This is a genomic window from Bacillus sp. EB106-04-04-XG123, from assembly GCF_058791855.1.
Genome location: NZ_JBYTDZ010000001.1, coordinates 482095 through 502895 on the forward strand (window position 1 = coordinate 482095; position 20801 = coordinate 502895).

23 protein-coding genes are annotated in these 20801 nt (G+C 40.8%); 6 read left to right on the plus strand and 17 right to left on the minus strand.

Annotation, left to right across the window (positions count from 1 at the left end):
* Positions 1-163 precede the first annotated feature (163 nt).
* The 3 genes from mreBH (at position 164) to AC3WTB_RS02435 (ending at position 2717) form a co-directional block, all read left to right on the plus strand.
* Positions 164-1171 carry a rod-share determining protein MreBH gene (gene mreBH / locus AC3WTB_RS02425; protein ID WP_024424745.1) on the plus strand — a complete coding sequence of 336 codons (1008 nt, stop codon included), beginning with the start codon at positions 164-166 and terminating at the stop codon, positions 1169-1171.
* Positions 1172-1245: 74 nt separating this feature from the next.
* Positions 1246-1377, plus strand: coding sequence for a protein YkpC (locus AC3WTB_RS02430; protein ID WP_003210922.1), 132 nt, complete (start codon positions 1246-1248; stop codon positions 1375-1377).
* Positions 1378-1484: 107 nt separating this feature from the next.
* Positions 1485-2717 (plus strand): aminopeptidase, encoded by a 1233-nt coding sequence (locus AC3WTB_RS02435; RefSeq protein WP_058837765.1) that lies wholly within the window; start codon positions 1485-1487, stop codon positions 2715-2717.
* A gap of 35 nt (positions 2718-2752) precedes the next feature.
* On the opposite strand, the gene AC3WTB_RS02440 is transcribed toward AC3WTB_RS02435, so the two are convergent.
* On the minus strand, positions 2753-4372 hold the full coding sequence (locus AC3WTB_RS02440; RefSeq protein WP_492333259.1) for an ABC-F family ATP-binding cassette domain-containing protein: 1620 nt from the start codon (positions 4370-4372) through the stop codon (positions 2753-2755).
* Positions 4373-4515: 143 nt separating this feature from the next.
* On the opposite strand from AC3WTB_RS02440, the gene AC3WTB_RS02445 reads away from it, so the two are divergent.
* Positions 4516-4791 carry a hypothetical protein gene (locus AC3WTB_RS02445; RefSeq protein ID WP_041084975.1) on the plus strand — a complete coding sequence of 92 codons (276 nt, stop codon included), beginning with the start codon at positions 4516-4518 and terminating at the stop codon, positions 4789-4791.
* 63 nt (positions 4792-4854) lie between these two features.
* On the opposite strand, the gene lepB is transcribed toward AC3WTB_RS02445, so the two are convergent.
* The 8 genes from lepB to yknW form a co-directional block, all read right to left on the minus strand.
* Positions 4855-5427, minus strand: a complete 573-nt coding sequence (lepB, locus tag AC3WTB_RS02450) for a signal peptidase I (RefSeq protein ID WP_029706712.1) — start codon at positions 5425-5427, stop codon at positions 4855-4857.
* A gap of 211 nt (positions 5428-5638) precedes the next feature.
* Entirely contained in the window at positions 5639-7531 is a 1893-nt protein-coding gene (locus tag AC3WTB_RS02455; protein ID WP_039178197.1) for a PTS fructose transporter subunit IIABC, read from the minus strand.
* Between the two features lie 13 nt (positions 7532-7544).
* Positions 7545-8456, minus strand: coding sequence for a 1-phosphofructokinase (gene pfkB, locus AC3WTB_RS02460; RefSeq protein ID WP_144464739.1), 912 nt, complete (start codon positions 8454-8456; stop codon positions 7545-7547).
* Positions 8453-9208, minus strand: coding sequence for a DeoR/GlpR family DNA-binding transcription regulator (locus AC3WTB_RS02465; RefSeq protein WP_039178192.1), 756 nt, complete (start codon positions 9206-9208; stop codon positions 8453-8455). The genes pfkB and AC3WTB_RS02465 overlap by 4 nt, the downstream gene beginning before the upstream one ends.
* A gap of 318 nt (positions 9209-9526) precedes the next feature.
* Positions 9527-10720 carry an ABC transporter permease gene (locus AC3WTB_RS02470; protein ID WP_058837768.1) on the minus strand — a complete coding sequence of 398 codons (1194 nt, stop codon included), beginning with the start codon at positions 10718-10720 and terminating at the stop codon, positions 9527-9529.
* Positions 10707-11408: an ABC transporter ATP-binding protein gene (locus tag AC3WTB_RS02475; protein ID WP_058837769.1), complete on the minus strand. Its 702-nt coding sequence runs from the start codon at positions 11406-11408 to the stop codon at positions 10707-10709. Before AC3WTB_RS02475 ends, AC3WTB_RS02470 begins: the two co-directional genes overlap by 14 nt.
* Positions 11405-12502 carry an efflux RND transporter periplasmic adaptor subunit gene (locus AC3WTB_RS02480; protein WP_327841966.1) on the minus strand — a complete coding sequence of 366 codons (1098 nt, stop codon included), beginning with the start codon at positions 12500-12502 and terminating at the stop codon, positions 11405-11407. The genes AC3WTB_RS02475 and AC3WTB_RS02480 overlap by 4 nt, the downstream gene beginning before the upstream one ends.
* 9 nt (positions 12503-12511) lie before the next feature.
* The gene (gene yknW, locus AC3WTB_RS02485; RefSeq protein WP_260775896.1) at positions 12512-13138 is read right to left on the minus strand and encodes a YknW family membrane protein; all 627 of its coding nucleotides are present in this window, start codon (positions 13136-13138) and stop codon (positions 12512-12514) included.
* A gap of 517 nt (positions 13139-13655) precedes the next feature.
* Between yknW and AC3WTB_RS02490 the strand changes: the two genes are divergently transcribed.
* Positions 13656-14033 carry a Rok-like winged helix domain-containing protein gene (locus AC3WTB_RS02490; protein ID WP_034281609.1) on the plus strand — a complete coding sequence of 126 codons (378 nt, stop codon included), beginning with the start codon at positions 13656-13658 and terminating at the stop codon, positions 14031-14033.
* Positions 14034-14080: 47 nt separating this feature from the next.
* Here the strand turns inward: AC3WTB_RS02490 and moaD are convergent, their stop codons facing one another.
* Genes moaD through AC3WTB_RS02520 form a run of 6 tightly spaced genes read right to left on the minus strand, consistent with a single transcriptional unit; the run spans position 14081 to position 18217 of the window.
* On the minus strand, positions 14081-14314 hold the full coding sequence (moaD, locus tag AC3WTB_RS02495) for a molybdopterin converting factor subunit 1 (protein ID WP_492333260.1): 234 nt from the start codon (positions 14312-14314) through the stop codon (positions 14081-14083).
* Positions 14307-14798, minus strand: a complete 492-nt coding sequence (locus AC3WTB_RS02500; RefSeq protein WP_151284253.1) for a molybdenum cofactor biosynthesis protein MoaE — start codon at positions 14796-14798, stop codon at positions 14307-14309. The genes moaD and AC3WTB_RS02500 overlap by 8 nt, the downstream gene beginning before the upstream one ends.
* Complete coding sequence (gene mobB / locus AC3WTB_RS02505) at positions 14795-15319, minus strand: molybdopterin-guanine dinucleotide biosynthesis protein B (RefSeq protein ID WP_058837773.1); 525 nt, start codon at positions 15317-15319, stop codon at positions 14795-14797. Before mobB ends, AC3WTB_RS02500 begins: the two co-directional genes overlap by 4 nt.
* Complete coding sequence (locus AC3WTB_RS02510; protein WP_058837774.1) at positions 15301-16578, minus strand: molybdopterin molybdotransferase MoeA; 1278 nt, start codon at positions 16576-16578, stop codon at positions 15301-15303. Before AC3WTB_RS02510 ends, mobB begins: the two co-directional genes overlap by 19 nt.
* A 9-nt stretch (positions 16579-16587) precedes the next feature.
* On the minus strand, positions 16588-17604 hold the full coding sequence (locus tag AC3WTB_RS02515; RefSeq protein ID WP_366206614.1) for a thiazole biosynthesis adenylyltransferase ThiF: 1017 nt from the start codon (positions 17602-17604) through the stop codon (positions 16588-16590).
* Positions 17605-17635: 31 nt separating this feature from the next.
* The gene (locus AC3WTB_RS02520) at positions 17636-18217 is read right to left on the minus strand and encodes a molybdenum cofactor guanylyltransferase (protein WP_492333261.1); all 582 of its coding nucleotides are present in this window, start codon (positions 18215-18217) and stop codon (positions 17636-17638) included.
* Between the two features lie 84 nt (positions 18218-18301).
* Here AC3WTB_RS02520 and AC3WTB_RS02525 point away from each other — a divergent pair, with 84 nt between their 5' ends.
* Entirely contained in the window at positions 18302-19219 is a 918-nt protein-coding gene (locus AC3WTB_RS02525) for a coiled-coil domain-containing protein (RefSeq protein WP_126681758.1), read from the plus strand.
* A gap of 47 nt (positions 19220-19266) precedes the next feature.
* Here AC3WTB_RS02525 and rok read toward each other — a convergent pair whose 3' ends face one another.
* Positions 19267-19839 carry a transcriptional regulator Rok gene (rok, locus tag AC3WTB_RS02530; RefSeq protein WP_024426871.1) on the minus strand — a complete coding sequence of 191 codons (573 nt, stop codon included), beginning with the start codon at positions 19837-19839 and terminating at the stop codon, positions 19267-19269.
* Positions 19840-20309: 470 nt separating this feature from the next.
* Entirely contained in the window at positions 20310-20768 is a 459-nt protein-coding gene (locus tag AC3WTB_RS02535; RefSeq protein ID WP_492333262.1) for a TlpA family protein disulfide reductase, read from the minus strand.
* Between the last annotated feature and the right edge of the window lie 33 nt (positions 20769-20801).

A 20801-nucleotide genomic window follows, 5' to 3' on the forward strand; every position in this document is an offset into this window, starting at 1 on the left:
AAAAGAAAAAACAAAGGGAAAATTTATTGTGATTGTCAAAATGATACTTGAATTTTACAGATTCATTTCAAGGTGATCACAAACCCCCACAAATGACATCAACCCTCTGAACTTTTAAATGTAAAATTGTTTAAAACAGCAAAAATAGAGATTGGGTGAAAACATGTTTCAAAATGCCGAAATTGGAATTGATTTAGGAACAGCTAACATATTGGTTTATAGTAAAAATAAGGGAATTATTTTAAATGAACCGTCCGTCGTGGCAGTCGATACAGAAACAAAGACTGTACTTGCCGTCGGATCAGAAGCAAAAGAAATGATCGGGAAAACACCTGGGAAAATTGTTGCGATCCGTCCGATGAAAGACGGTGTTATCGCTGATTATGATATGACAACAGATTTACTTAAACAGATCATGAAAAAAGCAGGAAAAAATATCGGGTTTACCTTTAGAAAACCAACTGTCGTTGTATGTACACCTTCTGGATCAACAGCTGTTGAGCGCCGCGCCATCAGCGATGCTGTGAAAAACTGTGGAGCAAAACATGTGCATTTAATTGAAGAACCTGTTGCAGCTGCAATCGGTGCTGATCTTCCGGTAGACGAGCCTGTTGCGAACGTCGTAGTCGATATTGGCGGCGGAACAACAGAAGTTGCGATTATTTCATTTGGCGGTGTTGTCTCTTGTCATTCGATCCGAATTGGCGGCGATCAGCTGGATGAAGATATCATTACGTTTGTCAGAAAGAAATATAACCTATTAATCGGCGAACGGACTGCCGAGCAGGTGAAAATGGAAATTGGGTATGGTCTTATTGAGCATGAGCCTGAATCATTAGAAGTGCGCGGGCGCGACCTTGTGACAGGTCTGCCAAAAACCATCACACTTGTCTCTCATGAAATTCAAGGCGCTATGCGAGAATCACTTCTTCATATTTTAGAAGCGATTCGTGCCACATTAGAGGACAGCCCTCCAGAGCTAAGCGGAGATATTGTAGACCGCGGCGTCATTTTAACTGGCGGAGGCGCTCTGTTAAATGGAATTCAAGAATGGCTCTCTCAAGAGATTGTTGTTCCAGTTCATATTGCAGCTAATCCACTTGAGTCTGTTGCCATTGGAACAGGTCGTTCATTAGAAGTCATCGACAAATTGCAAAAAACATTAAAATAATCTTCATGTTCTACTTCTTTTTTCGTCATTTCGATCATATCGTGAGAAATGGATAAACGTGAAGGAGGAAGAACATGTTGCTTGATTTAGGTAAACGGGTCGTTGTCACAGTCATTTTAACGGGTATTATTTTAGGAGGAATGAGCCTGTCGTTTTCACATATGCCGCCTTCTAATGCACAGCCTGTGAAACAACTGAACCGCTAAAAAAGCCGCACGAAAGCGGCTTTTTTATTTTGGCTTTAAGCGTGCTCCCCATTTTCCTTTTCGGTCATAAATCTGATATGATGAACATGACTAAAGGAGGGTTTTTTATGAGTTCATTTGAAAAACAACTTGATCAATATGCCAAGACCATCGTTGAAGTCGGTGTGAATGTACAAAAGGGGCAGGAAGTGGTTGTATCCGCATTTACTGAATCTGCACACCTTGTTCGTCTTGTCGCGAAACACGCGTATGAGCGCGGGGCGAAAAACGTACATATCCGCTGGAGTGATGGTGTTCTCACCCGTTTAAAATTTGAACATGCGCCACAGGATGTCTTTGAGCAATTCCCAGAATGGGAAGCACAGATGATGGAAACCATCGCAAAACGCGGCGGTGCTTTTATTACCATCCTGTCAGAAAGCCCTGACCTTCTGCGAGGCATTGATTCGAAAAAAATCGCTGCACAGCAAAAAGCTGCTGGTTCAGCACTACATACATATCGTCAATACGTTCAATCTGACAAAGTCGCTTGGACGGTCGTAGGTGCTGCATCAAAAGAATGGGCGAAAAAGATTTTCCCTGATCATACAGATGAAGAAGCTGTCACTTTATTGTGGGATCAAATCTTTAAAGTCGCACGCGCTGATCAAGCAGATCCTGTTGAGGCTTGGAAAAAGCATGATGCGTCATTAAATGAAAAGGTCAAAATACTCAATGAACGTCACTACCATAAGCTTCATTATGAAGCACCGGGCACAGACTTAACGATTGAGCTTCCAGTGCAGCATATTTGGGTAGGTGCTGGCAGCGTAAGTGAACGCGGCGTCTCGTTCATGGCCAACATGCCGACAGAAGAAGTCTTTACCGTACCGAAAAAAGACGGTGTAAATGGGACCGTCTCAAGCACTAAGCCGCTCAGCTATGCCGGAAACATCATTGATGAATTTTCATTAACCTTTGAAAATGGCCGGATTGTGGATGTGAAAGCAAAAGAAGGCGAAGATATTTTAAAATCTCTCGTTGAAACAGATGAAGGCTCTCATTATCTAGGTGAGGTTGCCCTCGTACCAGATGATTCACCAATTTCTAACTCCAATATTCTTTATTACAATACACTTTACGATGAAAATGCATCAAATCACCTTGCGATCGGCAGCGGATATGCGTTTAATATCGAAGGCGGAAAAGAAATGAAACGAGAAGAATTGGATGCAGCGGGTGTGAACAGCAGTATTACACACGTTGATTTCATGATTGGTTCAAAGGAAATGAATATTGACGGGATTACAAAAGACGGGAAACGCGAACCGATCTTCCGAAATGGAAACTGGGCGATTTAATCAAAAAAAGACATCCTATGGATGTCTTTTCTTTGTTATGCGTAAAGCTCTTCAAGTCTTTTTTGGATGTCTTGATCTGATAAGAACTCATCATATGTTGTTTGTTTATCGACGATGCCATTTGGCGTCACTTCGATAATTCGGTTTGCGACTGTTTCAACAAACTGATGGTCATGAGATGAGAAGAGCATTGCTCCTTTAAAGCTCATGAGGCCGTTATTCAGCGCTGTAATGGATTCTAGGTCTAAGTGGTTCGTTGGCTCATCCAGCAGCAAAATATTCGCTCCAGACAGCATCATTTTTGATAACATACAACGAACCTTTTCTCCTCCTGATAAGACACTTGCTTTTTTCTTCACTTCTTCCCCAGAGAAAAGCATACGTCCTAAGAAACCACGCAGGAAGCTCTCACTTTGATCGTTCGGAGAAAATTGACGAAGCCAATCAACGAGATCAACATCGTTTCCTTCAAAATATTCACTATTGTCTTTCGGGAAAAAGGCTTGTGACGTTGTGACACCCCATTTAAATGATCCGCTGTCTGGCTCCATTTCACCAGCAAGGATCTTAAATAAAGTGGACACAGCAAGCTCATTACGACTTAAGAACGCAATTTTATCTTCACGGTTCATAATAAAGCTGACATTATCAAGTACTTTCACACCGTCAATTGTTTTTGATAGACCTTCTACTTGAAGGACATCATTTCCGATTTCGCGCTCTGGCGCAAAATGAACATATGGATATTTACGTGAAGACGGCTTAATATCGTCTAAAGAGATTTTATCAAGCAATTTCTTTCTTGATGTCGCTTGCTTCGATTTAGAAGCGTTCGCACTAAACCGGGCAACGAATTCTTGAAGCTGCTTAATTTGTTCTTCTTTTTTCTTATTTGCTTCTTGGCTTAGTTTCAGCGCTAACTGGCTGGACTCATACCAAAAGTCATAGTTACCGACGTATACTTGGATTTTTCCGAAATCAAGGTCCGCAATATGTGTACATACTTTGTTTAAGAAATGACGATCATGCGAAACGACGATGACGGTATTTTCAAAGTTAATGAGGAACTCTTCGAGCCACTGGATCGCTTGTAAGTCCAAGTGGTTCGTTGGCTCATCGAGAAGAAGAACGTCAGGCTTGCCAAATAAAGCTTGAGCTAAAAGTACTTTTACCTTTTCAGAACCGCCAAGCTCAGACATTTTCTTCGATTGAAGGCTTTCTGGAATGCCAAGACCCTTTAGTAGAATCGCTGCTTCACTTTCAGCTTCCCATCCGTTTAATTCAGCAAACTCACCTTCAAGCTCGGCTGCACGAATCCCGTCTTCATCTGAGAAATCAGGTTTCATATAGATCGCATCTTTCTCCTGCATCACGTCATATAAACGTTTGTGACCCATGATGACGACTTTCAGCACTTCAAACTCTTCGTATTCAAAGTGGTTCTGTTTTAAAATCGCTAAACGCTCACCAGGGCTCATATGAACATCACCCGTTTGAGCCTCAATTTCTCCAGAAAGAATCTTTAGGAACGTTGATTTACCAGCTCCATTGGCACCAATTAATCCGTAGCAGTTGCCAGGAGTGAATTTAATATTTACTTCTTCAAATAGTTTACGATCAGCAAAGCGCAAACTAACATTATTTACTGCAATCATTTATTAATCCTCCATCACTCATTCATCATTATGAAGTATAACATGAATAACGTTTGATAGAAACGTCTCTCGCTAAGAACGAAGGCTTTTTGTCCATTATGGTATAATAAACGGGAATGATTGATTGAAGGAGTTCGGGCGATTTGAGATTACTCACACTGATGGAATACTGTTTATTGATTTTCTTTATGGGCATTTATTTATCTGCAACAGGCTTTAATGCGAAGGACTTTGGCCTTTATATTGGGCTTGTCCTCATTTACACACTGGTCCACATCTTTTCCAAACGCTTTTTACAAAAGCGGGGAAAAGAAAACCAAAAAATCGGATTGTTTCGATCCGTATTAGCCATTACCGGATCTGTGTTCGCTTCGGTACTAGCCATTGTGATCATTGTTACAGTGCTCACGCCAAATTAAAAACGACCCTTCTGTAAGGGTCGCTCGTTCAAGCACCTTTCTCTTGCCTCTGAGAAGGTGCTTTTATTTTGTCTGTCGAATGTCGCCAAACGGGAAGAAAACAAATTCTGATGTCCCGACAACCCGATCCTTTTCAATGAGGCCAAGTCCATTTCTGCTGTCCATGGAATTGAGTCTATTGTCCCCCATCACAAAGTAATCGTTTTTCGGTACTTTCACTGGACCAAAATCTCCAGTTAAATGCACTTCATACTCTTTCGCATGCGCCTTGTTCTCTTTTAAATAAGGCTCATCTACTTTTTTACCATTAATGTAAAGCGTATCATCCTTCATTTCAATCGTATCACCTGGAAGGCCGATCAATCGTTTGACATAATGAATCTTCTGACCATCTTTTCCATTAATAATCACGATGTCACCGCGTTTGACACCACCGAGATAGTTAATGGTTTTGTTAACAAACAGCTTTTCCCCGTCATGAAGTGTCGGTTCCATTGACTCTCCTTCCACCACATAAGGTTCAAATATAAATGTACGGATGAGCAAGACGAGCGCAAGTGCAATTAAAATGGCTTTGATCCATTCAAACAGTGAACTTTTCTTCTCTGTTTTGGCTTGCTTCGCATCAGATTGAATTTCATTTTCGTTTTGTTTGTTTTCTTCGTTCAAAATACTGCTTCCTCCTAAGACTTTCTGCTAAAAGACTTGAAACGTGAATTGAATAACTTTACTTTATCATATGTCATTTAAAAATTCACAAGACAACCATCTAATTAGATATTTTTTCCTAATTCACTGATGATTAAACAAAAAGAAGCACCGTTTTTCACGATGCTTCTCTTCTGCATTACGCTTCTTGTTGAACCGGTTTTTTCAAAATACCCAGTAAAATCGCTGTCACAACAGCACCGATTAAGATGCTGATGATGTAAAGAACTGGATGATTTGTTACCCAGAAAACAAATAGTCCGCCATGCGGTGCAGGAAGCGTCACTCTAAAGAATTCCGTTAATCCACCAGCAACTGCTGCACCAATAACAGCTGAAGGAATCACACGAAGAGGATCTGCCGCCGCAAATGGGATCGCCCCTTCAGTGATGAAGGCTGCTCCCATGAAGTAGCATGTAATCCCTGCTTCACGGTCACGTTTTGAGAACTTATTTCTAAAGATCGTTGTTGCAAGTGCAATACCTAGTGGTGGAACCATTCCGCCTGCCATAATTGCAGCATGCGGTGCATAGTTGCCAGCAGCAATCATTGCAAGACCAAATGTGTAAGCCGCTTTGTTAATTGGGCCACCCATATCAATTGCCATCATACCAGCTAAAATAATACCCATTAAAACAAGGTTTCCAGTACCTAATGATTCAAGCCAATGTGTTAATCCGTCCATCACCATTTTCACTGGTGTGTTGACAATATAATGCATGATAATGCCTGTAAAGAAAATACCGAACAATGGATACAGCAGAACCGGTTTAATCCCGTCGAGTGTCTGCGGTACGAATGTGAATACTTTTTTGAGCAGTACAACAATGTAACCTGCTAGGAAACCAGCAATCAGTCCACCTAAGAACCCTGCACCTGCTGCTGACGCCATAAATCCACCGACCATACCTGGCGCAAAACCTGGACGATCTGCAATACTCATGGCAATAAATCCAGCTAATACCGCAACGATCAAGGCAAGCGCATTATCGCCGCCAATTCCTTTTAAGACAGCTGCAAATGAATTAAATGAAGGATCCTTAGGATCTGCTGAGTTAATACCCCAGAAGAATGAAATCGCAACTAAGATACCGCCTCCGACAACAAATGGAAGCATGTTACTTACACCACTCATTAAGTGCTTGTAAAATCCGCTTCTTCCTTTGCCAGATGATTCATTTTCGTCTTTAGAAGAACTGCCGCCTGAACCTTTATAAATCGGCGCATCTTGATTGATGGCTTTTTCAATTAACTCCTGCGGACGGCGAATACCAGCTGTTACAGGGACTTCAATGACATGTTTGCCTTTAAAGCGTTCCATTTCAACTTGCTTGTCCGCTGCCACAATGATGGCTGGTGCTTCTTCAATTTCTTTTGCTGTAAGGGCATGTTTAATACCGCCAGAGCCGTTTGTTTCAACTTTAATGTCAACGCCCATTTCTTTTGCTTTTTCTTTCAAAGCATCTGCTGCCATAAATGTATGTGCAATGCCGGTCGGGCAAGCTGTTACCGCTAAAATTTTAGCAGGTTTTCCTTCTGCAGCCGGCTCTTCTTGCACTTCCTCTTCTTCTTCATCATCTTGATCATGTGTATTGATGATCTCAATGATTTCATCTTCAGTCGCCGCTTCAAGGAGCTGCTTTCGAATTTCTTCACGCATAAGAAGTGTGGATAAACGAGAAAGTGCCTCTAAGTGCGTGTTGTTTGCACCTTCAGTTGCGGCAATCATAAAGACAAGATGACTCGGCTGAGCGTCTAGTGATTCATAATCTACACCAGCAGTTGAGCGGCCAAATGCAATGGCAGGCTCTTTTACACTTGCTGTTTTAGCGTGCGGGATGGCAATTCCTTCACCAATACCAGTAGAGCTCTGTTTTTCACGATTGATCACAGCTTCTTTATAGCCCTCTTTATCATTTAACTTGCCTGCTGTATCTAAAACAGTGACTAGCTCTTCAATGACTGCTTCTTTCTGCTGGCTGTCTAATTGAAGCTTAATGGTATGCTTCGTGAGTAGTTCTGTAATTTTCATGATGACTCCTCCTTTAAATGCGTGTGACTTTTACTTGTGGTAATAGTGTGTCGACAAGCTCTTTTGTGCCAAGCTCCTCAGAAAAGGCTGTAGCGCTTCCTGAAGTGACACCAAGCTTAAATGACTCTTCAATTGAAAGGCCTTTTGAAACGCCGGCTAAAAACCCTGCAACGACTGAATCCCCTGCTCCAACTGAATTAACGAGCGTTCCTTTTGGAACATTGGACTGATAGATTCCTTCTTTACAGAATAAGAGGGCGCCATCACCAGCCATGGAGACGATGACATGCTCAGCACCTTGTTCTAACAGCTTTTTCCCATAAGGAATGGCTTCTGCTGCTGATGAAATACTCGTCTCAAACATTTCACCCAGTTCATGATGATTTGGCTTCATTAAGAACGGTTTCATGTCTGCTGCTTTTTTTAACGCTTCGCCAGAAATATCAAGAACAACTCTTACACCTTGCTCTCGGCAAACTTCAGCAATACGCTCATATGTGTTATGAGGTAATGATGAAGGAATGCTGCCAGCTAAAACAACGACATCTCCTTCAGTCAATGAAGAAAATTGAGATAGAAACGACTCAAATTGCGCTTCAGTAATAGATGGGCCGAGTCCGTTGATTTCTGTCTCTTCACCTGTTTTTAGTTTCACATTGATCCTTGTATCTTCTGACACCTCGTGAAAGGCTGTTTGTAATTGTTCGTTCTGTAAAAAATCTTGAATATATTTGCCTGTAAATCCACCAATGAATCCAAGTGCTTTCGATTCAACACCATGACGTTTTAATAGCCTTGAGACATTGATTCCTTTACCACCTGGATATTTTTGATCATAGGTTGAACGATTTAAACCGCCGACTGCAAAATCCTCCACGTGTACGATGTAATCAACTGATGGGTTTAAAGTAACTGTATAAATCATGTTTTCACTACCTTTATAACCGTTTTTTCATGGTAATTATCGAATGAATCTTCTTTTGCGTCGTTTGTGATAATGGTGGCTTCCTGTAAACTAGCAAAGGTTGAAAACGATATTTCGCCAAACTTTGAGGCATCTGATAAGATATAGGTTTTTTTCGCCTGTTTCATAGCTCTTTTTTTCATGAGTGCTTCCTCTGGATCAGGTGTTGTAAAACCCGCCTCGGGATGAATGCCATTTGTCCCAACAAAGCTTTTGTCAAAACGATAATTCTCCATCGCTGTCAAAGCTGCGGCTCCAACCATGGCTCCTGTTCGATGTTTCACTGATCCGCCTATCAAGTAAAAGGTAATACCTTTTCTCATGAGGGCTTCAATGTGCATCACACCGTTTGTCACCACGACAATATCTTGATCTGGATCGATATATTCAATCATTTGCTGTGTGGTTGTACCAGCATCTAAATAAATACAGTCGCCCTGTTTTAAAAGAGATGCCGCTGCCTCTGCTACCAATGACTTTTCTTGAAGGTTTTTGGCAGATTTCTCAAATACATCTGGTTCAAGGCGAATACTCGAAATCTTGGCTGCTCCTCCATGAACCCTTTTAAGAAATCCTTTTTCTTCAAGGGCTGATAAATCTCTTCTAATTGTAGATTCAGACGCATCCGTCATCATCGTTAAGTCCTGTATTTTAATGACATCATTTTCTTCCAAGCTGTCGATAATGAGCTGATGTCTTTCCGGTGTTAACATGCGAACACCCCTTTTGAAAACGTATTCATTTTGCGCGCACCTTTATTGTAATCGCTTTTTTCAACATTATCAATACAAAACAATCAAATACATTCAATAACTATCAAAATCTTTCACCATGGTCATCTTACCTTTATATGTACCATTTGTAAACTGAAAAATATGTGACAATAAGATGAAAGTCATGATATTAGCATTTCTATCATTTTTTATTTCATTCAATGGAACTAAAAAAAGCTTTTATGCAATTTGCATAAAAGCTTTTGATGGGTAATGAAGGCGAATGTAAACCGATTGTATGCTTCTTTCCTCTCCGAATTATTCATACCTGAGCGATTCAATAGGGTCTAGTCTCGCTGCTTTATTCGCAGGAATTAACCCAAAAACAATACCAATGAGCATACTAAACAGTACGCCTCCACATACTACTTGCCAAGATACAAGAGACGGCCAGCCGGCAAATAGTGATACTAACGAAGCACCACCTAAGCCAAGTGCAATCCCCATCAACCCGCCGATGAGTGTTAAAACGACAGACTCAATTAAAAACTGAACGAGAATTTGAGCCCTTGTTGCGCCCATCGCCTTTCGAATACCGATTTCTCTTGTCCTCTCTGTCACAGAAACGAGCATAATATTCATCACACCGATTCCGCCAACAAGTAAAGAGATCCCGGCTATTGAGCCAATGATCGTTGTCATAACGGATGTTATTTGACCAATCCCTTCTGCGATTTCTTCCATATTGATCATTTCGTAAGCATCTTCTGTATGATGATTTTCATTTAATATGGCAGCCGCGCTCTTTCCTACTTCCTTCATTTGATCAGCATGTGCGACTTGAATAGACAACTTATCATATTCACTCATACCAAGTGTGGAGGTGAGCATCGCAAATGGGACATAGATTTCATTCATATCAAATGAAAACATCCCTTTCTGTTTTGCTAACACACCGATGACTTCAACTGGCTGTCCGTTCATCCAAATCAGTTCGCCTAATGCCTTTTGTCCGTTGAATAGTTCTTTTTGTAAGCCATCTGAGATAAGAGCAGCTCTTCTGCCGCTTCTAAAATCAATATCTCTTAAATCCTGTCCTTCTGCGATTTGTAATGAATGTACATTTGTATACCCTTCATTTATACCGTTAACTGTCGCATCAACTGTCGTATCTTGAAACCTCAGCTGCATTCCTTGTGCAGTCGAGGAGGCGACCTGCTCCACCCCGTTGATTGTCCTAATGCTTTTTATGTCTTCCTCAGTAAATGATGCTTCGAATAAGGCATTTGGATTTGCATTTAATTCTTCGTCAGAAGGCGTATATGTCATATCAATGGTATTGTTTGGACCTGAAATCGATCCTTTTAACATTTGCTCACCGCCTTGACCGATCGCCACGACTGCAATGACTGATCCAACACCAATAATAATCCCAAGCATCGTTAAAATAGAACGTAATTTATGAGCTAAAACCGAATTCAGCGCTATTTTGATATTTTCAAAGAGTTTCATTCATAGCGTCCCCTTGTATCCATCTATCTTCAACAAGCCGTCCATCTCTCACAACGACAGTCCGATTTGTATACGCAGCTATTTCTTCTTCATGGGTGACAAGCACAATCGTTGTCCCTTCCTCATTCAGCTGTGTAAACTGTTCCATAATTGAGATGCTTGTTTTTGAGTCGAGAGCACCAGTCGGTTCATCTGCTAAAATCAGCTGAGGCTTATTGACAATCGCACGTGCAATTGCCACCCTTTGCTTTTGTCCTCCTGACAACTCACTTGGCATATGTTTCATTCGATCTGCCAAACCAACCTTTTCCAGTGCCAATTCCGCACGTTCTTTTCTTTCCTTTTGACTGATCCCAGCGTAAATCATCGGCAGTTCCACATTGCGCCTCGCATTTAACCTTGGCAGCAGATGAAATTGCTGAAAAACAAATCCAATGGATTGATTTCGAATGACCGCAAGCTCCTGGTCCTTTGCTGCTGACAGCTCTGTACCTTGAAAATGATATTGTCCTGTCGTTGGGCGGTCTAAACAGCCAATAATATTCATTAATGTTGATTTTCCAGAGCCGGACGGGCCCATAATGGACATATACTCGCCTTTTTCAATGACAAGATTCATATCACTTAATACATCAAATGTTTCGTGTGCGACCTCATAGCTTTTTGTCACGTTGGAAAGCTGAATCATTCAGCATTCACTTCCATTCCGTCATACATGTCATCTGTTGGATGAGCAATGATTTGATCCTCTGCCTTGACACCTTTTGTTACTTCAAGATCATGACCTGACGTTTCCCCTATGACCACTTTTACTTTTTTCAATTCATTTTTTTCAACAACATAAACGTATTGTCCATCAGTCTCTTTTTTTACCGCTGTTTCAGGAATTGTTTGCGCTTGGCGCTTATCTGTTTGAATTTCCATGATCATTTTAAAACCAGGCTTCGCCTCAGGTTTCTTTCCCTTTATTTCTACCTCAACAGGATATTGAACCGTTTGGTCGCTCGAAGTTGTTTCGACTGCTGTCTGGACAGGAACAGTGCCTACTTTTTTCACGACTCCTTGCCAGCTCTTCCCGCGAATGACATCAGACGTTACCTTCACTTTTTGTTTCTTTTTGATTTTTATGGCATCATACTCTGAGATCAAACCCCGCACGATCATTTTTTTATCATGACCAATATGAATGATCGGCTGCCTTTCTTCCGCCCCCCCTGCCCCTGCCTCTTGCTCAATGGAAATCACTGTTCCATCAATTTTACTATGTACGGTTAAATCTTCTATTTGAGCCTTTACTTTTTCTTGGCTGATCTCTGCTTGCTTTTGTTCTAATTCAGCCGCTTTCAGTTCTAATTGAAGCTGATCTCGCTCGCTTTTGATATTAGCGCCTGCTTTTTTCTCCTCTAATTCACTCAGCCGATTTTGCAATTGTTCCAGTTTTAATGTACTTGATTCAACGGCTAGTGCTTGCTGCTGCTCTTCAAGCTCCAGTTCCTTATTTTCATATGTAAGAAGCGGCGTTCCAGCCTTTACCTTTTCCCCTTCTTTCACAGCAATTTCCTTCAATTTCCCCTTTTCCTCTTCTTCATAGATGAACTGCTCTTCAAAGAATGAAAGTGTCCCCGGTGTCATCACGGTAGAGGTGATTTCTTTTGGCGTGAGTTTGACTGTTTTAATCGCTGCTGTAGAAGCAGGCTTTGCTTGGTTTTTCGCAATATTAAATCCAATAAATAGTCCAATCACAATAATTAAAATAGATCCAATGATGATTTTCTTTCTCATAAAAACCTTCTACCCCCAGCTTACTGATATGTTAATTGCTGTTCCTACATATTGAAAAATTAACGATAAGATATAAAAAACGCCTATAATCACCCAAGAAATTCTCGGTGATATACGCCCAACTTGGATGAATAAAAAGCCAGTTAAAACAAGATTCCAGATCACAAATAGATCGATATTGGCTAACACCGCCTGCCATGGACCAGAAATTCGAATGAGCGCGTTTAACGAGGTAACCGTGATGTCTTTTGGAACATGAAAAAGGATGACTGCCAAATGAGAAATAATTGTCCCAATGATCGTAACGGGTGTAATGAACAGGACCGCTGAAAAAAGCTGCCGAAATGATGCATCACCTTTCGCTAAAAATACGATGAGCTTATATATAGCCGCATTGATGACAATCCCAAATACGAGACCAATGAGTGTCACCACATAAACAATAGGTATCGGCAAACTTAAATCTGCCCACATTCCCTTATTTACGAGCTCAGACAAATAAGTCACAACGACTGTTAAAATAAGCGCACAAGATAAAGGCCACCAAACAACTGGATTTTCCCATACTCTTTTCAGGTGCTCTGATGGTCTTGTACTCACTCCAATGATCGTAGGTTTTTCCATGTTTTCTTTCATCAAATGTCATCCTCTCTATGTCAAGCAAGTATGCAGACGCACAATAACGCTCTTTTTCTTTCTATTTTATCAAAAGATTGCCAATAAGTGATCGAACATTTGATTTTCTTATTTTCATTGAGAAAAAATTTTATCTATTATTCTATTTTCACGAAAGAAACCCTTCAAATGACCTCATGATCCGACCATATTCATACCAAGAATCGTGCTTTTACTGACCTAAAAACATTTTATTAAGTAAACAATATGTCTTTCGGAATAAATATCCTTTTCTTTTGGATTCGCATGGTCTTAGATAGACACAACAATTTTTTGTTAAAATAATCCTAGTAATTTCGACAAATCCCGGCTTTATAGGACTATGATTGGTTTCTTTTACAGAACAAATAAGTCTTTAGTATCAATACTTTCATATTAAAAAATTAAAAATAAAGGGATTTTACTTGATCAAAAGTTATTTTTTCATATAATGTAAAATAGAGGTAGGTTAAATGATAGTGGAAATGGAGTCAAGTGAATGTTAAGAGAAAAATTGAAAATGCAATTGATTTTACTGTATGAAAAGGAACAAGAAGCATGGCAATACTTTCGAAAGGAAAGAGAATCGATTTATCATGAGCTCAAATTACTTGATATGAAAGAAAGCAGACCTTCTAATGACAAAATATACTACGCTGCAAGATGTGTAGATATTATCAAAGAGAAAAAGGGAAGCATTGTGAGCACAAAAGAATTAAAAGAACAGCTTCAAGCCCAAACAGATTTCAATGTGAGACGAATCAGCGAATTGTATGATCTCATTCAGCAGCTCGATCCTCACATTTCTAAAGCAAGAAGGGGATGTTTTATTTACGAAGATCACACCCAAGTACCTCTACAAACTTTTCACACATAAAAAATTGGTTACAGCCGGGTGGCCATAACCAAATCCTCTAATATCTATTATCCACCACTTACAGGAGGAATGAGTGCAACAGTGTCCCCGCTACGCACTTCAGCATTTTCCCTCGTATATATTTCGTTGACTGCAACCATTACGTTTTCTGCAGCATCAACACCATATACCTCCTGTAATTCTATTTTAATCTCATCAACCGTTGTTTGATCTTTTTGAATGATGATTTGTTGTTTACCGGCCTTCTCAGCAAGGCCGGCGAACAATAATACATTAATCATGCTGATCACCTTCTTTCTCTGCAAGTTGAAGATTGCTAGGTTTACCTTCTGGATATGAAACCGTTTCAAGCTGATCACCTATCCAGGCCTCTCCGTCTTCCCAATATTCTTTTTTCCAAATGGGAACGATTTCCTTAATTCGTTCAATGGCATATTCATTGGCTTCATAGGCAGCCTTCCTATGAGGAGACGAAACGGCGATCGCAACAGCAATATCCGTTATCTCAAGTGTTCCAATCCGGTGCACAATCGCTGCTTCAGTGTCAGGCCATCGATTCTTGATTTCTTGTCCAATCTGCATTAGCATGCTTTCCGCCATTGGTATGTATGCTTCGTAGGTTAAACGCAATGTTTTCTTGCCGTTTGTCCATTCTCTGACCGTCCCAATAAACGTCGTAATCGCCCCTGCCTTTCGTCTTGTCACATGCTGAATCAATTCGTTTACCTCAATCGGCGTTTTTGTTATTTTAAAAAGTTCGCTCAAAACGTGCCGCCTCCCTTCAATAAGTGAAAAGCAAATGTCATCCCGCGCTTATCAAAAGCTGAAAACACAGGAAACGGGTAATTTTCGGTTAATTGATCTTCTTGAGAAAAATAAATAGCTGCTTGTATATTGGAAAGAGCGGAAAGGTCAATAAGCTCCTCTTCATTCTTTACACAAACGATTTTGCGATAAGGCGCCTGTTTGTACCCCTCTATGAGAACAGCGTCTAACGGAAGATGCTGACACATGTTGAGCAGCTGTTCTAACGTGAAGTCCTGCATCGAAAAGTGAAACTCACCTTCTCCTTCCACACCTGCGGCATAGGCACCTGCCTGAATATATCGATCAGTATCTTTTTCTTTGAAAAGACGATCTGGTGTCCCGCCATGTCCATGGTGTTTAAAGCAACCCAGCTTCAGTCCTTCACGTTCGGCCAGCTGACAGAGCTTTTCAATCAATGTGGTCTTGCCGCTATTTTGAAAACCGACCACCTGTAATATGCTTAATTTGTCATCCAGCATGGAGACCCACCGCCTTTGTGCTGAAACAGCAGAACATCAACTTGATCACCTGCTTGAAAACCTCTTGTTCCCCCAGGCAGCATGATGAAACAGTCAGCCTCTGCAATAGAGGTCACTGCACTTGATTTATCAAGACCTGTCGGAGTCACACTGATCTGACTCCCAGTGAATTGAAGAGCCGCCCTGACAAAACGAGTAAACGGATTGGCTTTTGGAAAATCATGTGTGAGTTTCGCCTCAGCAAAAGCGGGAAACGGATTTTCTTTCATATACCATTTATAAATGATCGGTTTCACAAATAATTCAAAGCCCACAAAACAGGCAGCAGGGTTTCCAGACAGCCCAAACAGCAATTGACCATTCGGCATTGCAGCCACAGTCGTCACACTTCCAGGTCTCATGGCTACTTTATTAAACAGTACCTTGGCTCCCAGCTTTTCATAAATGGCAGGCAGAAAGTCAAAATCACCCACTGACACGCCGCCTGTTGTGATCAGAATGTCTACCTTGCTCATGGCTGCTTTTACTGCATGATAACTTTTGTCAAAATCATCGGAGACTCCGCCTAAATCTAGCGGATCAGCTCCGGCCTCAAGTACCTGCGCATAGACCATACTCAGATTACTATTTCTAATCTTGCCGTCTACCATGGCATCACTTACTTGAAGAAGCTCTGTGCCCGTTGAAATAATGCCAATCACCGGTTTTTTGACAACTGGCACTACCGCATATCCAAATGTCGCCAAAAGAGCCGTGACGCCAGAAGTGACAGCTGTTCCTTTTTTGACCATCACGTTTCCTTTGAGAACCTCTTCTCCTTGACTAGAAATATTGTCTCCCTTTTTCAGCGGTCTTTTCAGTGACATGAATGATTTGCCGTCTTTTTCGAAAGTCTTCGTCAGCTCGATCATGATGACGACATTTGCTCCATTTGGAATTTTTGCCCCTGTCATAATACGGATGGCCTGAAAGGGACCGATGGTTTTTGCTGAGACCATTCCTGCACCAATATGATCAATGACCTCGAATTCAACTGGATGCGCACTTGACGCTTCTTTTGTATCTTCTGCCCGAAGCGCAAATCCATCATACGGAGAACGATCAAATGCCGGAACATCATGGTCTGCTAAAATATCTTCTGCAATAAACCTTCCAAGGCTATCCTTTAAAGGGACCCATTCTATTTCTCCATGTTTTTCGTATTGGTGAACTTTCTTTATGGCCTCTTCTACTGGTATTGGCTGCCGTCTTTCCATCACACTTCACTCCTATATCCCTAGCAGTCTTGCTAGTAATGAATTGGCTTCTTTTTCATCATTTGTTCCATGGATTAATGCACGTCCTCCTTTGAAACAGACCATCCGGTAATTTTCGTAGCGTACATGGATTAAGAAGTCGTTTACTTCCACCTCACAAATAGATGAGAGCCGCTCTTTCATATGCTGAAATGAGAGTTCTGCTAAATCCTTTGAAACAATTTGAACGGTGTCACGTCCGCAAAGGACCGTCGATTTTTTACGCTGATCATGTAAATAAGGATAGGTTCTTGCGATGCCGCAAGTTGGACAGTTCTTCTCTTTAGTTAGAGATAAATCCATTTTAAATGATGTGGACTGCCAAAGATCAAACGTGACAAATTTCCGCTCGATTTGATCTTCATGCCCTGTTAAATATTTTAGTGCCTCTGTTTGCTGATAAGCAGAAACCATTTGAACAGCAGGTGAAATAATCCCCGCTGTATCACACGTCAAGCCGCCAACAGGCATTGCCGTGAACACACATGATAAACATGGCGTTTTATCCGGCAATATGGTCATATACATCCCCTGACTGCTCACACAAGCGCCATATATCCACGGCGTCTTCGTTTCTAGTGATAAGTCATTCATCACCATTCTTGTCTCAAAATTATCTGTTGCATCAATGACGATATCTGCTCTCTGGAATAACGGCCTTAACAGCTCCGCCCCTGCATCTTCAATCAGAGCGTGTATGGTCACTTCATGATTGATCTGCTCGAGACGTTTTTTTGCCGCAGCTGCTTTTGGTACATGTGCCTTTGCATCATGTTCCGTGTAGAGCTGCTGCCGCTGTAAATTTGAAAATTCCACATAATCACGATCGACAATCGTCAGCGTACCGATGCCAGACCGGACAAGCCCTTCCGCAGAAGCGGTACCAAGTGCACCGGCTCCAACGATCAGAACATGACTTTCAGCCAGCGCATGCTGCCCTTTTTCCCCAACCGGAGGGAACAAGATTTGTCTTGAATATCGGTCATTCAATGCTGTTCTCTCCTCACCGTTTTTTTATGTATCATATCATACCGTTTTCAGGTAAATCGCTTCTTTTATTGATATTACGAAATTCATTTGATGTCACGTTCAGTTCTTCCTCTGAAACGATGCGCACCTGAAGCTTTTGAAGCAAATCTTTAATGGTTAATTGATTCTCTTTTAAGCACGCGCGAATAAACGGCAGAGAGCGGCGGTGATAAAGTGCAAATAAAGGCTGTAATCTGCCCTGAACAAGCGGGATAATGGCATCTGCGCGCTCATTGCAATAGGACGATAATACTTCCGCCGTTTTCTTCCGTATGAAAGGCATGTCACACGCCGTCACTAAATACCATTCTGCTTCTTGCTTTTGCATCGCTGTATATATGCCAGCAAGCGGTCCGCATCCGCGCACCTCTTCATCATCTAAACACACACTTTGTTCACCTCTTGCTTTGAAAAAAGGAAGAAGCGATGGATGACTGATGATGACAGTCTGCCCGTCTAAAAGCTGCTCTTTCACATGCTCATATAATGGTTTCCCCTGAAACATATGGCTTGCCTTTGGCTCTCCAAAACGTCTGGAAGCTCCTCCAGCTAAAATCACATTCACTACGTGCATCCTCTCATCCTCCTTTGATATGGTTGTTCTAATCGCACTCCTTTCGCATACTTTATTGGTAACATGAATAAGGAGGGTCTATCGATGAACAGGCGCCATGCTTCTCCCCTATTCCATGATCTATCTCAAGAAAATTTATACTTAAAAGCTGAAACTGCCAAATATCAACAAGTGATCTCTGATTTACAGTCCTCATATACGTATTCTAAAAATAAGAAGCTAACTCAAGAATATCATGAGATGAAAAAGGATTACACGCAATTAAAACAACAACTGGATGAAATAACCAATGATCAACATGATGCTGCCTCAAAAATACAGGATCTCTCCTACAGCAAATCAGAATTGTTACATAAAATGGTCCTTCTCCATGAGATGCTGCAAAAGGAAACCTATCATAGAAGAAAAGAAACCGAAGAAAAACACAGGCTGCATTTGAAAGTTGTCAAATATAAGGAAATCTCGCAACAATTAAATGAACGGATAGAAGATCAAGATAAACGACTTGCAAAAGAGGAGAAAAAAGGAAATACTTTATCCGCAGTGATTGAAAAGCTACAGCAAACATTAGGCGATAAAAACGCAGAGCTCCATGTATTACAGGAAGGCGTCAGACACCTTCAAGAGCGTTTTTATGAAACGCAGGAGAAATTACTGCAAATTGAAAAAGCAAAAGAAGCGATTTTTTATGAAACGCTCACAAGCTATCAAAAGCAGTTAGCAGAAAGCGAAGAATGGATCGCATCTCATTTTGCAGATATTGACCAGTCAGCCCAAACAAATTCACAGCCATTCTCACAAGACCGCATCCTGCAAACGACAGAAGAAATCGAACCGATTTTGAAGAAACTCAACGAACAAGTTCAAACACTTCAGGAACAAGTCGATGCTGTGCAGCGTAATGGAGAAGTCATGACAGTCAAAATTGACGGCTTTAAAAAACAGCGTGATCACCTGCCTAAGGAACGCAAAATTGTCTATACAGTTGATCAAAAGAAGTAATTCTCGAATAAAAAAACTGCTGGCTTGACGCCCAGCAGTTTTTTTATTTATTCGTCTTCTGTTTGAATGTCGCCTTCTAAAATATACTGTCCGCGATAAGGCTTCTTCACTTCAGGATACATTTTAATTAAGCTTTGCATAAACGTTGTCATATTTGGGATTTCAAGACCGCTCTCTTTTTCAATCTCTTTTTGAAGCTCTGAGCTTTTAATCGCTGCATTATGACGTTTTAACGTTTTAATCGCAGCTTCACGAAGCTTCGCTGCCTTTGAGCCAGGACGAGCTGTGCCTCTTCTGCGTCTTGTCGATCCTTCAGGAATACCTACAGGTGCACCGTTTAGCTGTCCTGTTCCTAAAGATGATGATTGTGGTTGTGCCGGCTGCTGGTAGCTTCTCATTTCTTGCGCAGCAAGCTCAGCTAATACAGGCAGTGAATCTGTCTTTCTTTCTGTACGTACTTCTTTTTTTGTATCTGACACTAGACCTGTTCCTTGACGGTCTAATTCTCTTAATTTTGCATAAATCGCATCGCGCTCAATTTGATATTCACGGATGACCTTTACTTCTGCCTCGTTTAATTGTTCCAATCGTAAACGTAACGCTTCCCTCTCATTAAACAATGGATTTCCCCCTCATCATATAAAAAATATTCTATAGTAAATATTAGATTAGAAAACTAATTTTATCAACTATTTTTTTATCATTTTACAGTTTGCTAACAGATAGGTATTTTCAACTAAAATTTTGCCAAGGAGGAAAAATCGGCACCCATTTCATTGACACCATAGGCTTTTGACAAACCTTAAAATATTGTAAAAAAATTGAATAAACGCTTATACTACTTGATTTATATAGTTATTTACCTAACTGAAATTTCTTTTGTGCAAAAACGTTCTGAATAGTAAAAAGTTAAAATCTTTACAATTTCATTTCAAAATAAAAATGTAAATAGGTCGTTATACCTTTTTGTTTCAGGGATATTTTTTAATAAACTCCCTCATTTTCTCTTTTCTTAGGAATAATAAACTCGTCCAGTGCAATACGCCGCCTGTTTTTGCCCATGAAAAAACCCCCATTTATGGGGGAAAGCCTATTCTGCAGCCTTTTCAGACTCAGAAAGCACTCGATTGACACGTTTTTCAAGCATTTTCATTCCGCTTCCACCGGCTTGAAAGTGACGCAAAGCACCTGTTTTATCAAATACATAATATGCAGGTACATATTCGTTTTCAAAGGCTTCTGTTAGGTGATGATCACTGTCCACAAAGATTGGCTGCGTGATTTCATGCTCTTTCGCAACTTCTTTGATTTTTTCTAGATCTAGGTCATCTTCTGAACGAGGCATATGAACTGCTACAACGTTTAGTTGATCCTTGTACTCATCACGGAATTGATTGACTTGAGGCATTGCCTCTTTACAAAGATGACAGCTGACTGACCAGAAATGAATCAATGTTGGTTTGTCACCAATCAAATCTTCTTTTTTTACTTCTCCATTTAACCACTCTTTTGCACCAGTTAGTTCTGGCATTGGTTGACGTAATTTCATTATGAAGCGCCTCCATCCATTGTATGTGTCGAA